The sequence below is a fragment of the Nitrospirillum amazonense genome, from assembly GCF_007828045.1.
GTDB classification, from domain to species: Bacteria; Pseudomonadota; Alphaproteobacteria; order Azospirillales; family Azospirillaceae; genus Nitrospirillum; species Nitrospirillum amazonense_C.
In genome coordinates this window covers 72719-87254 of the sequence record NZ_VITN01000001.1, presented here as the reverse complement: position 1 = coordinate 87254, position 14536 = coordinate 72719, and the positions used below count along the sequence as shown (strand labels likewise).

The 14536-nt window shown below is 66.8% G+C and carries 10 protein-coding genes; 7 read left to right on the top strand and 3 right to left on the bottom strand.

What is annotated here, in order from left to right; all coding sequences use genetic code 11:
- Positions 1–466 precede the first annotated feature (466 nt).
- The 5 genes from FBZ89_RS00345 (at position 467) to FBZ89_RS00325 (ending at position 8812) form a co-directional block, all read left to right on the top strand.
- Positions 467–3301, top strand: a complete 2835-nt coding sequence (locus tag FBZ89_RS00345) for a TonB-dependent receptor (RefSeq protein ID WP_145748059.1) — start codon at positions 467–469, stop codon at positions 3299–3301.
- 167 nt (positions 3302–3468) lie between these two features.
- On the top strand, positions 3469–5028 hold the full coding sequence (locus FBZ89_RS00340; RefSeq protein ID WP_145748058.1) for a tryptophan halogenase family protein: 1560 nt from the start codon (positions 3469–3471) through the stop codon (positions 5026–5028).
- Positions 5025–6878: an alpha-amylase family glycosyl hydrolase gene (locus FBZ89_RS00335; protein WP_211115051.1), complete on the top strand. Its 1854-nt coding sequence runs from the start codon at positions 5025–5027 to the stop codon at positions 6876–6878. The genes FBZ89_RS00340 and FBZ89_RS00335 overlap by 4 nt, the downstream gene beginning before the upstream one ends.
- Positions 6875–8512, top strand: coding sequence for an alpha-glucosidase family protein (locus FBZ89_RS00330; protein ID WP_145748057.1), 1638 nt, complete (start codon positions 6875–6877; stop codon positions 8510–8512). Before FBZ89_RS00335 ends, FBZ89_RS00330 begins: the two co-directional genes overlap by 4 nt.
- A 45-nt stretch (positions 8513–8557) precedes the next feature.
- Positions 8558–8812 (top strand): hypothetical protein, encoded by a 255-nt coding sequence (locus FBZ89_RS00325; protein WP_145748056.1) that lies wholly within the window; start codon positions 8558–8560, stop codon positions 8810–8812.
- Between the two features lie 139 nt (positions 8813–8951).
- On the opposite strand, the gene FBZ89_RS00320 is transcribed toward FBZ89_RS00325, so the two are convergent.
- Positions 8952–9434 carry a hypothetical protein gene (locus FBZ89_RS00320; protein WP_186457108.1) on the bottom strand — a complete coding sequence of 161 codons (483 nt, stop codon included), beginning with the start codon at positions 9432–9434 and terminating at the stop codon, positions 8952–8954.
- 60 nt (positions 9435–9494) lie between these two features.
- Between FBZ89_RS00320 and FBZ89_RS00315 the strand changes: the two genes are divergently transcribed.
- Both FBZ89_RS00315 and FBZ89_RS00310 read left to right on the top strand, forming a co-directional pair.
- Positions 9495–9749, top strand: coding sequence for a hypothetical protein (locus FBZ89_RS00315; RefSeq protein WP_145748054.1), 255 nt, complete (start codon positions 9495–9497; stop codon positions 9747–9749).
- Positions 9750–9868: 119 nt separating this feature from the next.
- Positions 9869–12265, top strand: a complete 2397-nt coding sequence (locus FBZ89_RS00310) for a glucan 1,4-alpha-glucosidase (protein WP_145748053.1) — start codon at positions 9869–9871, stop codon at positions 12263–12265.
- Between the two features lie 42 nt (positions 12266–12307).
- Here the strand turns inward: FBZ89_RS00310 and FBZ89_RS00305 are convergent, their stop codons facing one another.
- Positions 12308–13375, bottom strand: coding sequence for a methyltransferase domain-containing protein (locus FBZ89_RS00305; RefSeq protein WP_145748052.1), 1068 nt, complete (start codon positions 13373–13375; stop codon positions 12308–12310).
- A gap of 130 nt (positions 13376–13505) precedes the next feature.
- Positions 13506–14534: a LacI family DNA-binding transcriptional regulator gene (locus FBZ89_RS00300; RefSeq protein ID WP_145748051.1), complete on the bottom strand. Its 1029-nt coding sequence runs from the start codon at positions 14532–14534 to the stop codon at positions 13506–13508.
- Positions 14535–14536 lie beyond the last annotated feature (2 nt).

The following is a 14536-nucleotide window of genomic DNA, read 5'->3' as shown; positions in this document are numbered from 1 at the left end:
TTTTTCATTGTGCGCGTGCACACATGATTATTTGGGTGAGAGAAGCAGAATTGGTTAACTATCGCGCCGCCGTCTGAATACGTATGTGACTGTTACTGGATCGTTGCACATACGTATGCGGACTATGTTACAAAAATCCGCCCCACACTATGATCGTCACAAATTCGGGAGGATACGGGGGCCAGGGTGCCCAAGCACCCAAATCCAGGTTGATGACCTTCAGGTGGAAACGATACGGCCAGGCGCCCTGAAACGCTTGGTACAGTCGTACCTGAGGTATCTCTGATCCACACCGTGACAGTCATGACGTCGTGCAAGGTGCCCCGCCGACCCGGGGCGGCCACAGCCTTCGTTCACGCCGGGGCGACCCGGGGGCTATCCGTCCGCAGGGGCGGACACTTTGAAGAACAGCAGCAACTGGGCCGGGTAACGGCCCGCGTAAGGCAAGACTTAAGGGGAGGGTGCCATGAGGAACACGAAGATCAGTTTGGCCGCCAGGCTGGCCCTGGGTGTCAGCGCCGCCGTGCTGATGATGCAGGGGTCCGCCCTGGCGCAGAGCGCGCCGGCCGATGCCGCCGCCGCCAACGACGACATGCAGGAAATCGTCGTCAGCGGCTTCCGCCACTCGCTGGAATCGGCGATCGAGGCGAAGCGCGACGCCAGCCAGATCGTGGAAGCGATCTCGGCCGAGGACATCGGCAAGCTGCCGGACAACTCCATCGCTGAATCGCTGGCCCGCCTGCCCGGCCTGGCCGCCCAGCGCGTTGACGGCCGCGCCCAGGTCATCAGCCTGCGCGGTCTGGGTCCGGACTTCACCCTGACCACCCTGAATGGGCGCGAGCAGGTGTCGACCGGCAACAACCGCAGCGTCGAATATGACCTGTACCCCTCGGAAATCATCAGCAGCGCCGTGGTCTACAAGACCCCGCAGGCCGGCTTCACGGCCCAGGGCCTGGCCGGCACCGTGGACCTGCAGACCGTGCGCCCGCTGGATTACGGCAAGCAGGTGCTGTCCGCCTCCGCCCGGTATGAGCAGACCTCCATCGGCAAGCTGAACTCCGACAGCGAGGACAAGGGTTACCGCGCCAGCGCCACCTACATCGACCAGTTCGCCCACGATACCCTGGGCGTGTCGCTGTCCATCGCCCACCTGAACTCGCCGACGCAGCAGGAAACCTCGCGCGTCTGGGGCTATCCGCAGCTGTCCAACGGCAGCTACGTCATCGGCGGTGACGAGGTGCGCGCGAACTCCGAAGAGTTCAACCGCACCGGCATCATGAGCACGGTGCAGTATAAGCCCACCGACAACTTCACCACGTCGCTGGACTTCTTCTACACCCACTACCAGGACTACCAGTGGCAGCGCGGCATCGAGATGCCGCTGCAATGGGGCAACGGCTCGGCCATCGGCGCGCAGCCGCCCGTGGCGCTGCTGCCTGGCTACACCACCGCCGGCAACATGATCACCAGCGGCGCGTTCAGCGGCGTGAAGGGCGTGGGCCGCAGCGACGAGGGCGCCACCCAGTCCGACCTGTACTCCATCGGCTGGAACGGCCGGTACACCAAGGGCGACTGGACTGGCACCCTGGACGCCGGCTACAGCCAGGCCGACCGCACCACCACCCGCTTCGAATCCTACTTCGGCACCGGTTCCAGCGGGTCGTCGGGCGCCACCGACACCATCGGGTTCACCAATGTCGGTACCAATGTGGCCGGGTACCAGTACACCCACAATTTAAACTACGCCGACCCCAACCTGATCAAGCTGACCGATCCCAACAACTGGAACGGCGGCACCACCCCCTATGCCCAGAACGGCTACCTGAACAAGCCGCGGGTGCACGACGACCTGTATTCGCTGAAGGGCGACCTGAAGAAGGACTTCCACGAGGTCGCCTTCCTCAAGGACATTGATATCGGTGTGAACTACACCGAGCGCAACAAGGAATACTACCAGCCGGAATGGTACGTCACCCTGACGTCCAACCTGACCGCGCCGGTCGATCCCCTGACCGGCGTGCGGGGCGCCAGCGCCGCCATTCCGTCCTGGGCCATGGTGGGCACCGCCGATCTCAGCTGGATCGGCCTGGGCAACACCGTCGCCTACAACCCGGTGGAACTACTGTCCCGCGGCGTCTACAGCCTGGTGCCCTGCGGCCAGTACCGCGCCAACTGCACGGGCGACAGCCACTACACCGTGGATGAAAAAGTCACCACCGCCTTCGTCAAGGCGGACGTGGACGGAAACCTGGGGAGCGTGAAGGTCACCGGCAACGTCGGTCTGCAACTGGTCCATACCGACCAGTCGTCCACCGGCATCGCCGTCAGCACCGCCAATTCCGCCGCTGGCGTCTATGCCCCGCGCACCGAGGGCGTCGCCTACAACGATCTGCTGCCCAGCCTGAACCTGTCCTTCGTTCTGCCCAACCCGGACCACCAGATCCGCCTGGGCGCCGCCCGCGAGATGATGCGGGCCCGCATGGACCAGATGCAGGCCAACCTGGCCTACAGCTTCGACAGCTCCAAGGCCGGCTACACCGGCGGCAACCTGAACAACAGCCCGTGGAGCGGCAACGGCGGCAACCCCTACCTGAAGCCCTGGTACGCCGACGCGGTTGACCTGTCCTACGAATACTATTTCAACAAGGCTGGCTACCTGTCGCTGGCGGCGTTCTACAAGCACCTGGAAAACAACATCTACAATAAGAGCACGGTCACGGACTTTACCGGGGTCACCAGCAATTCCACCACCGGATCCAGCACCACCCTGGGTTACGTCACCGTGCCCGTGAACGGTGCCGGCGGCATGATCGAGGGCGTGGAGGCCGCGTTTGCCGTGCCGCTGGACATGGTGTGGTCGAAGCTGGATGGCTTCGGCATCAACGGCGCCGCCGGCTGGACGCAGACCGACCTGCAGGCGGGTTCCCAGGGTGTGGGCAGCGGCAACAGCACGTTGCCGGTGGCCGGTTATTCCAAATGGACGGAGCAGGGCACGCTGTACTACGAGAACGGCGGCTTCGGTGCCCGCGTCTCGGTCACCCACCGCTCCGGCTACCTGTCGGAACAGACCGGCTTCGGCCAGGGCCGCGAGTTCGACCTGGCGGTGCCGGAGACCCTGGTGGATGCCCAGGTCAGCTACGACTTCGGCGAAGGCGCCCTGAAGGGCCTCTCCATCGTCCTCCAGGCCCAGAACCTGACCGACGAGCCTGTCATCACCTATTACAACGGCGATACCACGCAGAATTGGCGGTACGAAAAGTACGGCGTCCGTTATCTGCTCGGCGCTTCCTACAAGTACTGAGCCGATAGGGTGGGGTCTCCCGCCGGCATCCCGGCCGGCGGGTGCCTCTCGCCTTTCTCCCCGAGCCCTCGTGAGGCGGGCCCTGACCCAAGTGAACCAGGGGCCGCCTCACCCTTTTCCCCGCTCCGGCGGGGACGTACCGTCAACAGCGACCTGGAAGACAGGCCATGACGTTCGCCCCCCTCCGCGACATCGTCATCGTCGGCGGCGGCACCGCCGGATGGATGACGGCCGCCCTTTTCAGCCATATCCTGGGCCCCGGCGACCACCGCATCCACCTGGTGGAATCCGAAGAGATCGGAACCGTGGGCGTGGGCGAGGCGACCATCCCCCCCATCGCCATCTTCAACCGCGCCTTGGGCCTGGACGAAAACGACTTCCTGCGCCAGACCCAGGGCACCATCAAGCTGGCCATCGAGTTCGTGGACTGGTTGCGGCCGGGTCACCGTTACCTGCACAGCTTTGGCGCTTTCAGCCGGTCGCTGGGGTTGGGCCATTTCCAGGATTTCTGGCTGCGCGCCCACCGCCTGGGCATGACCGACGACTGGGAGTCCTACATCCTCAATAGCGTGGCGGCGCGGCGCGGGCGCTTCCTGCGGCCCGACCCGCGCCGGCAAAGCCCGCTTGAGCCGCTGGCCCACGCCTTTCACATCGATGCCGGGCTGTACGCCCGCTATCTGCGGCGCTTCGCGGAACAGCGGGGCGTGCGCCGGACGGAGGGCAAGATCGTCCGCACCGTGCTGCGCGCCCATGACGGCTTCGTCGACGCGGTGGAGATGGCCGACGGCACCCGCGTCGCCGGGGACCTGTTCATCGATTGCTCCGGCTTTCGCGGCCTGTTGATCGAGCAGGCGCTGAACACGGGGTTCGAGGACTGGACGCATTGGCTGCCCTGTGACCGGGCCTGGGCCGTGCCCAGCGCGCACGACGGGTCCGCCGCCGCCTTGACGCCCTACACCCGCTCGACCGCGCGGCCCGCCGGCTGGCAGTGGCGCATTCCGCTGCAGCACCGCACCGGCAACGGCTACGTCTATTCCAGCCGCCATGTCAGCGATGACGAGGCGGCCGCCACGTTCATGGCCAACCTGGATGGCGAGGCGTTGGCCGAGCCGCGCCAGTTGCGTTTCACCGCCGGCCGCCGCCGCCGCTTCTGGAACCGCAACGTCGTGGCCGTGGGCCTGGCCGGTGGATTCATGGAGCCCTTGGAATCCACCAGCATCCACCTGGTGCAGTCGGCCCTGTCCCGGCTCATCACCCTGCTGCCCAACCGGGAATTCGATCCCGCCGTGGCGGAGGAGTTCAACCGCGCGTCGGCCATCGAGTATGAGCGCATCCGCGACTTCATCATCCTGCACTACGCGGCCACGGAACGCGCCGACAGTCCTTTCTGGCGGGAGTGCCGGGACCGGCCCGTGCCCGAGGAACTGGCCCGCCGCATGCGCATCTTCCGGGCGCTGGGCCGCGTCGCCCGCGACCACGACGAACTGTTCAGCGAGGTTAGCTGGCTGCATGTCTTCCTGGGGCAGGGGGTCTGGCCACGCGATCACCATCCCCTGGCCGACCAGTTGTCGGAAGAGGATTTGCGCCGTTTCCTGGCCGACATCAAGTCGGCCGTGGCGCGCGAGGTGGACGCCATGCCCACCCACGCCGACTTCGTCGCCCGCCACTGCTCCGCCCCCCCATGGCCCCGCCACCACCAGGCCGACAGCCTGACGAGGACCGCATGACGCCCTTCAGCCGTCGCCTGGCGCTGCTCGCCACGACCATGATCATCGCCGCCGGGACCCTGCCGCTGACGGGCGCCGCTCCGGCGCGGGCCGCCGACTATCGCGACCGCCTGGCGGAGGATGAGGTGGTCTATTTCCTGCTGCCCGACCGCTTTGACAATGCCGACACCGCCAACGACACGGGTGGCCTGGGCGGCGACCGGTCGGTCACCGGCTATGACCCGACCGACAGCGGTTATTATCACGGCGGCGATCTCAAGGGCCTGATGCGGCGGCTGGACTACATCCAGGGCTTGGGCGCCACGGCCCTGTGGGTCGGCCCGGTGTTCAGGAACAAGGCGGTGCAGGGGGCGCCCGGCCACCAGTCCGCCGGCTATCACGGCTACTGGATCACCGACTTCACCCATGTCGATCCGCATCTGGGCACCGACGACGACTTCAAGGCCCTGGTGGACGCGGCGCACGTGCGCGGCATGAAGGTCTATCTGGACATCGTCATCAACCACACGGCCGACGTCATCCAGTACAAGGAATGCGCCTCGGAAAACGGCAAGGGCAAGCCATGCCCCTACCGCTCCAAGGCCGACTATCCCTATACCCGCAAGGGCGGCCCCGCCGGCCCCGCCATCAATGCCGGCTTCCAGGGCGACCAGGTCCGGACCGAGGGGAACTTCGCCCGGCTGACGGACCCGGCCTATGCCTACACCCCCTTCGTGCCCGAGGCGGAACGGCATGTTAAGGCGCCGGACTGGCTGAATGACCTCCGCTACTACCACAATCGCGGTGAATCGACCTTCAAGGGCGAAAGCTCCCTGTACGGCGACTTCGGCGGCCTGGACGACGTGATGACGGAGCATCCGGCCGTGGTGCGGGGCTTCATCGACATCTATGGCGGCTGGATCGACCGCTACGGCATCGACGGCTACCGCATCGATACCACCCGCCATGTGAACCCGGAATTCTGGCAGGCCTTCGTGCCCGCCATGCTGGAACGCGCCAAGGCCAAGGGCATCCCCCATTTCCACATCTTTGGCGAGGTGGCGGACACCGACGGCCGGGTGGCCATCCTGGCCCGCCACACCCGGGTGGACAAGTTGCCGGCCGTGCTGGATTTCGCCTTCCGCCGCGCCGTGGTCGATACGGTGGCGGGCACCAAGGGCACCGACAGGCTGGCCCTGATGCTGGATGGCGATGCGCTGTACGAGGGCGGAGAGGACGCGGCGCGCCAACTGCCCACCTTCGTCAGCAACCATGACCACGGCCGCTTCGCCTATTTCGCCCGCAAGGCCTTCCCCCAGGCCGGGGAGGATGAGATCCTTCGCCGACTCATCCTGGCCAACGCCCTGATGTTCACCCAGCGCGGCGTGCCCGTCGTTTATTCCGGGGATGAGCAGGGCTTCAGCGGCGGGGAGGATCGCGCCGGCCGCGAGGACATGTTCGGCAGCCGGGTCGCGTCCTACAACGCGGAACGCCTGGTGGGGACGACCGCCACCACCGCCACGCCCAGCTTCAACCCCGACCACCCGCTCTACAAGGCCCTGGCCGAGATGGCGCGCCTGCGCGCGGCGGAGCCGGCGCTGCGCCACGGCCGCAGCGTCGTGCGCTACGCCAGTGAAAAGCCGGGTTTGTTCGCCGTCTCGCGTATCGACCCCGCCACGGGGCGCGAGGTGCTGGTGGCCGTCAACACCGGGACCCAACCGGTGAGCGCCCAGGTTGAGGTCGGCAGCCGGTGGACCACTTTCACCGCCCTGCACGGCCGATGCGGCGCTGCCCCCACCGCCCCTGGCAGCTATGCTGTCCAGCTGGCCCCGCTTGATTACGTTGTCTGCGCATCTGGAGAGGCTTCATGACCATGGAACACCCCACCCATACCGGACCGGGCGGCCCCCGACCCTGGTGGCGCGGGGCGGCGATCTACCAGATCTATCCGCGCAGTTTCGCCGACGCCAACAACGACGGCGTGGGTGACCTGCCCGGCATCACCCGGCACCTGGACCATGTCGCCAGCCTGGGCGTGGACGCCATCTGGCTGTCGCCCTTCTTCACCTCCCCCATGCGGGACTTCGGCTATGACGTGTCCGATTTCCGCGATGTCGATCCGCTGTTCGGCACCCTGGCCGATTTCGACGCCCTGGTGGCACGCGCGCATGCGCTGAACCTCAAGGTGATCATCGACCAGGTTTATTCCCACACGTCGGACCAGCACGCCTGGTTCCAGGAAAGCCGCCAGGACCGCACCAACCCCAAGGCCGACTGGTATGTCTGGGCCGATGCCAAGCCCGACGGCAGCCCGCCCTGCAACTGGCAATCCGTCTTCGGCGGCCCGGCCTGGACCTGGGACGCGCGGCGGCGGCAGTACTACCTGCACAACTTCCTGACCGAACAGCCGGACCTGAACGTGCACAATCCGGTGGTGCAGGACGCCCTGCTGGACGTGGCGCGCTTCTGGCTGGACCGGGGGGTGGATGGCTTCCGCCTGGATGCCATCAACTTCTCCATGCACGACCCGGCCTTCACCGACAATCCGGTGAACCCCGACCCGCACGCGCTGCGCACCCGGCCCTTCGATTTCCAGCTGCATTCCAAGAACATGTCCCACCCGGACATCCCGAAATTCCTGGAACGCATCCGCGGCGTACTGGATAGCTATGGCGGCGACCGCTTCACGGTGGCCGAGGTGGGCGGCCCCGATGCCGATCGCGAGATGAAGGCCTTCACCGCCGGCGACACGCGGCTGAACAGCGCCTATGACTTCAGCTTCCTCTATGCCGACACCCTGACCCCCGCCCTGGTGCGCAAGGCGCTGGAGCTGTGGCCGGATGAGCCGGGCCTGGGCTGGCCCAGCTGGGCCTTTTCCAACCATGACGCGCCGCGCTGCGTCTCGCGCTGGGCGAAGCCGCAGGACCGCGCGGCCTTCGCCCGCATGGCGGCGCTGCTGCTGGTCACCCTGCGCGGCAATATCTTCCTCTACCAGGGGGAGGAGCTGGCGCTGACCCAGGTGCCCATCCCGTTCGAGCAGCTGCAGGACCCCGAGGCCATCGCCAACTGGCCCCTGACCCTGGGCCGCGACGGCGCCCGCACGCCCATGCCCTGGACGTCGGGCGCCCCCAACGCCGGCTTCAGCACGGCCCAGCCCTGGCTGCCCGTGGGCGCCGACCATGACGCGATGGCGGTGGACCGGCAGCAGGCCGACCCCCACTCCCACCTTGCGCTGACACGCCGGGTGCTGGGCCTGCGCAAGACGCACGAGGCGCTGGCCGTGGGCGACATGCGCTTCATCGAGACGGGCGAGCATGTGCTGGCCTTCGAGCGCAGCCACGGCGACGAAACCCTGCTGTGCCTGTTCAACTTCGGCCCCGGGACATGGACGACGCCAGAGGGGGCGAACTGGCCGGTGGTGGACAGCGTGGGGGAGCCGCGGTCCGGCATCCAGGGCTGGACCTTGCCGCCCTTCGGCGGCCTGGTACTGTCGCGGCCGAAATAGGCGCGACGGTGGCGGGCGGCATGAGACTTCCCTGATGAGGCGGCTATGGGTGCTGCTCGCGGCGATGATGCTGGCCCCGCTGCCGGCCCTGGCGGAGACGCCGGTCAAGGTCGTGCCTACCGCCATGAGCCCATCAAGGACACTGGCCTGCGCCGCACCTATCCCAACTGGGTGGCGCGGGGCCTAGCCTTCACCCGCATGCTGTCCGGCCCCTTCGACTTCACGCCCGGCGTGGTCAGCCTGACGGGCAAAGACAACAGCCGCATTCCTTCCATCCTGGCCAAGCAGCTGGCGCTGTAGGTGGTGCTGTACAGCCCGGTGCAGATGCTGGCCGATGGCGGGGTGGGGGTAAAGGGGACGATCCCCTCCCGGATGTCCTTCAGCATCGGCCCGCAGGGTCGGGCCGGATAGTTGGGTTTCGATAGTACTGGTGAGGGGCTCAAGGCGCGGATGGCTGGGGAACGATGTCCAGATGCTTGATGAGCAAGACATTGTTTCCAAAACAGAAATTCGGAATAACGGATCCGGCCAGTATTTTCCGGGGAAGGACGGGACTGTCCTCGAGTTTCAGGTCAGCATACTTGAGTAGCGTCCCCGACACGTTCACGACTTTGCCGTCAAAAGAGGAAAGATCAAGAGCCGCTTGGTTTGCGAAGACGCCGCTTATGCAGTGGGGGAAGGACACCTTCCCGTCCATAGCCGCAGGGGTGTCGAAAATCATCAGCTCACCACGCAGACGTGCCCATCCAACGATTTGAACGGCGCCGTTGCCGTCTATTTTTCCCACGAAATCACTACCTGAACCGTTTGCTTGGGCTATGGAGCAATTTCCGATGGTCGCGCAGGCGACCAGCATCCCCATCGTCTTCTTTATGCCTCCGTTCCCCATCGTTTGGTGCTTCGCAATCTTGGGTGTGGCCATCGCCTGATGGTGTCGTCATTTTTGGCGTTAGGATAAGGCCAACGGCTGGGTTAGGCGAAGATGGAAAATAGGGAAAAGCAGCTGCGGCGCGTCCTGCTTCGAACCAAGATCATTGTTGCGGCCGTCGCTCTGGGTTTGGTTGTTCTGCTCATCGGGGTCTTCAGAATGCCTTGGTGGCTGGCAATCATTTTTGTCGCCATCGGCTTCATCGGCAACGGTTTGCTTGCCAAGTGGGAAGATGAACTGCCCGGCGGTTTCAACAATCCTCATCCGCCAAAGGAAGACCCGCTGCAGAGCTGCCGGCCCAGGTCGTGATAGCCGCCGCCCACATACGTATTTCCCCCTTCCGCCCTGCGCCTCCCATACGTATTCAAGCCCTTGTGCGGTGCACCGCGGGGGACAGTGGGGCCCTGCCTTTCAAGCCTGGTGATGGAATGACGAACAATAAGACGATGGGACGGAAACGGGCCGCCGCGCTGATGGCGATGCTGCTGGCCTCAAGCATGACGGGGGTCGCATTCGCCGCCGTGGCGCCGGGCGCGCCGGGGCAGGCGGCGACGGGCGCCTACGCGGGCAAGACGGGCATCGGTACCGCCTACCACGCGTATGACGCGCAGGCGGGCAAGGCCGTGCCGTCGCGCGTCTGGTTCTCGCTGGCCAAGGGCGTGGTCACCGAGACCATGTACGGCCTGATCCATGAGGTGCAGCTGCGCGAGCTGAAGCTCGCCATCCAGGGCGAGGGCTTCCTGGATGTGGAGGATACGGGCACCGACAGCACCACCAGCTATCTGGATGTCGATGCCGCCGGCCGTCCCCGCTCGCTGGCCTACAAGGTCGTGAACAAGGCCAGGAACGGCAAGTACGAGATCGAGAAGCAGGTCTTCACCGACCCCGACGCCGACACGCTGATGGTGCGCGTGACGGTGCGGGCGCTGAAAGGCGGCACCGTTACCCCCTACCTGCTGGTGGACCCGCAGATGGCCGGCACCGGTGGCGGCGACAAGGCCGACGGGGCCGGGGGCGGCCTGCACGCCTATGAGGGCAACCGCCACCTGGTGGTGAAGGCGGCGCAGGGCTTCACGGCCAGCAGCGTGGGCTTCGTCGGCGCCTCCGATGGCCTGACCCAGCTGCGCAAGGTCGGCAAGCTGGACGACAGCTACACCACCACCGGCGACAAGGCCGGCAACGTGGCGCTGGCCGGCGCCCTGGCGCCCGTGACGGGCGAGGCCACCTTCGACATCGTCGTCGGCTTCGGCGACAGCGCCAAGGCGGCGGATGCCGCCGCCACGGCCACGCTGAAGCGCGGGCATGATGCCGTGCTGGCGGCCTATGACGCCGGCTGGGAAGGCTACCAGGCCAAGCTGGCGCCCCTGCCGGAGTTGGCGAAGGTCGCCATGGATGGCGGCAAGCTGCTGTACGCCAGCGCCCTGGTGCTGAAGGCGCAGGAGGACAAGACCCATCCCGGCGCGCTGATCGCGTCGCTGTCCGCGCCCTGGGGCGACACGCAGAAGGCGGACAAGCCGGCGACGGGCTACAAGGCGGTGTGGCCGCGCGATTTCTACCAGTGCGCCATGGCCCTGCTGGCCCTGGGCGACAATGACACGCCCAAGGCGGCGCTGAACTACCTGAAGACCATCCAGGTGGGCCCCAAGACACCGGGCAACCATGGCGACGGCGGCTGGTTCCTGCAAAAGACGCATGTGGACGGCACGCCGGAATGGGTGGGCGTGCAGCTGGACCAGACGGCCATGCCCCTGATGCTGGCCTGGCGCCTGTGGCGCAACGGCGTCATCAGCGACGCCGAGGCCGCCGCGCTCTACACCAGCATGGTGAAGCCGGCCGCCGACTTCCTGGTCAAGGGCGGCACCGCTGGCATCGGCTGGAACAAGGAGACCATCCGCCCGCCCGTGACCCAGCAGGAGCGCTGGGAAGAGCAGGCCGGCAACTCCCCCTCCACCACGGCGGCGGTCATCGCCGGCCTGGCGGCGGCGGCGGAACTGGCGGGCCAGGCGGGGGATGAGGCGTCGGTGAAGCGCTACTACGCCGCCGCCGATCAATACTCCGCCGGGCTAGAGGCCGCGACCGTCACCACCAACGGCCAGCTGGCGCGAACGGCCTCCCCCGGGGGCTCGAAAGCCGGCTATTACCTGCGCATCGCGCCCACGGGCCAGCCCAATGCCCACACGCCCCTGGCGGTGCGCAACGGGCAGCAGGCACTGACGGAGGACGCCTATGTCGACGGCGGCTTCCTGGAACTGGTGCGCTATGGCGTGCGGGCGCCCAGCGACCCCGTCATCAAGTCCAGCCTGGCGGTGCTGGATGACGAGACGCTGCCGGAGAACCTGCGCGTCAAGTACACCTTCCACTTCGATGGCGACGCCACGGCCTATCCCGGCTGGCGCCGCTATGGCAACGACGGCTATGGCGAGGACCGGGCGACCGGCGCCAACTACGCCGTCAGCGGCAGCATGACGCCCACCCAGCGCGGCCGCGTCTGGCCCCTGCTGACGGGGGAGCGTGGGCATTACGAGCTGGCGCAGGCGGCGGCCAAGGCCGGCGGCGCCAAGCCAGCGGAGGTGGAGGCCATCCGCGCCACCTACGTCCGCGCCATGGAGCGCTTCGCCAACCAGGGCCTGATGATCCCGGAACAGGTGTGGGACGGTGTGGGCAGCGATGGCGGCCGTGGCTACAAGGCCGGCGCCGGCACCGACAGCGCGACCCCGTTGGCCTGGGCGCACGCGGAGTATGTGAAGCTGCTGCGCTCCTTGCACGACGGCGGGGTCTGGGACCTCTACGCCCCCGTGGCGGTGCGCTACGCCACCAAGCCGTGAGAAGAGGATGGTTCCCGGGGCCGCGAGGCCCCGGGACCACCGTCAAGCCTTCGTCAGCACGTAGCTGCTGACCGCCGCCGCCAAGTCCGCGGGCGAATAGTGGGCGAAGCGGGGGTGCAGGCGCCCGTGGTCGATATACCCCTCGGGCGCCGTCATCAGTCGCACGATGCTGCCGTGGAAGCCGCTCAGCACGAACAGGGATTCCAGGTCGCCGGCGCGTAGGCCGTTCACCTCATCCAGGATGCCGTCATAGTACATGTGGAAGGAATGCTCGATGTCCTCCCGGTCGGCCGAGATGGCGCGGTGGTCGGTGAAGTCCACCGTGTGCACGCAGGCGCCGTCGTCCTTCAGGATCTCCCGTTGCCGGGCCAGGGCGCCAAGCATGTCCTCCACATGCTCCAGCACCGAATTGCTGCGCACCAAGTCGTAATACCCGTTGTCCATCATGTCGGTGTTGTTGAACAGCCGGACGGGGCCGAAATCGATCACGCGCGGGCCACCGGCGTTCAGGCCGTCCAGCTTTTCCTCCAGGCCGGAAAAATCCAGGGCGGCCACGCGCTGCCTCATCATCGCCGGCGTGGCGCCGAAGACGGCGAAGGCGTCCGGCGTGTCATACAGCCAGCGGATGGTCTGGAAGACGCTTTCCGCCACCATGTCCGGGGCGATGGGAAAGGGTTCGAACGCGTCGGCCTGCTCAAACCCGATGGCGTACAGCATGACGGAGGCGGACAGGGACGACCATACGCCAGCGCCGAAATCCAGGGTGCGCGACCGCCGGATACGGTCGGGGTCCAGGCGGTGTTCCTGCCTGCACACCTGCAGGGCCTGGATGAAATTGGCAAGAAGGTCGCGCGTCTTGACCGCCGTCAGCTCCCCGCCCACCTGGCGCAACAGCTTTTCGATGCGCACCTTTTCCTGCGAGACGATTTCGCTGAGATAGCGGGCGGCGTATTTGGGCCGCGCCAGTTCGGCCGTCCATTTCGCCCGCAACTCGGGCGTGAGGTAGCCGGCGGCTTCCAGCGCCTGCAGCCCGGCGTCCCGGGTGTCCGGCCCGCTCAGGTCCGCCAGCATGGAAATCAGGGAATGCCTGTAGCTGGGTCGTTGCAGCACGTCCAACTCCAATCGGGGTGTATGCCCGGTCGCCCCAACGACGTCCCCCCTTGCGGTCCCCACCATCGGGATACCGTACGCCCGGGGTATTGGCAACAACCGGGGGTGTGACCCCGCCGTCCCCGGTGGGTCAGGCGCCGCCGCAACTGCCCCGCACCACCAGGCTGGTGGAGATCTGTGTCGTCTCGATGGGGCGGCCGTCGATCAGGCGCAGCAGGTTTTCCACCAGCAGTTCGCCGGCGGCCGCCGTGTCCTGGCGGATGGTCGTCAGGGGTGGCGAGGTGAAGGGGGCGGCGACGATGTCGTCGAAACCCACCACGGCCACGTCCTCCGGCACCCGCAAGGACCGCTCGCGCAGGCCGTTCATGGCGCCGATGGCCAGCAGGTCGCAGGCGCCGAACACGGCGTCGATGGGCCCCTCGCGGTCGATCAGGTCCAGGATGGCCTGGTGCCCGACCTCCTCCGACGCGGCGGCATCGGCGTATAGCGCCTCGATCACCGGCAGGCCCGCTTCGCCCAGCGCTTCGACATACCCGCGGTAGCGGTCGCGGAACTCCGGGCAGTGTTCCGAGATGTCCCCCAGGAAGGCGATGCGCTTGCGGCCGCGCGCGATCAGGTGGCGCACAGCCTCGCGGGCGCCTTGAATGTTGTCCGACCCGATGAAGTGCCCCGGCTGGCCCGGGACCACGGGCCCCCAGGTGACAAAGGCGGTGCTGACCTCATCCAGGCGGCTGATCTTGTCGACATAGCGCAGATAATCGCCATAGCCCAGGAAGATCAGGCCATCGGCCCGCTTGGACGCGGCGTAGTCCGCACTCCAGTCATCGCTGGACTGCTGGAAGGAGATCAGCAGGTCATAGCCGCGCCGGGCCGACGCCTTGGTGATGCTGCTCAGCATGGACAGGAAGAAGGGGTTGATCAGCGACTGGCTGGTCACCGGGTCTTCATACAGCAGCAGGGCCAGGGTGTTGGTCTTCTGCGAGCGCAGATTGCGGGCGTTGACATCGACTTTATAGTTCAGCAGGCGGGCCGCTTGGGCCACGCGCTGGCGGGTGTCCTCGCTGACCATCGCGTCGTTGCGCAGGGCGCGGGACACGGTGGACTGCGACACGCCGGCCAGTTCGGCGATGTCGAACGATGTCGGACGCTTGACCCGCATCC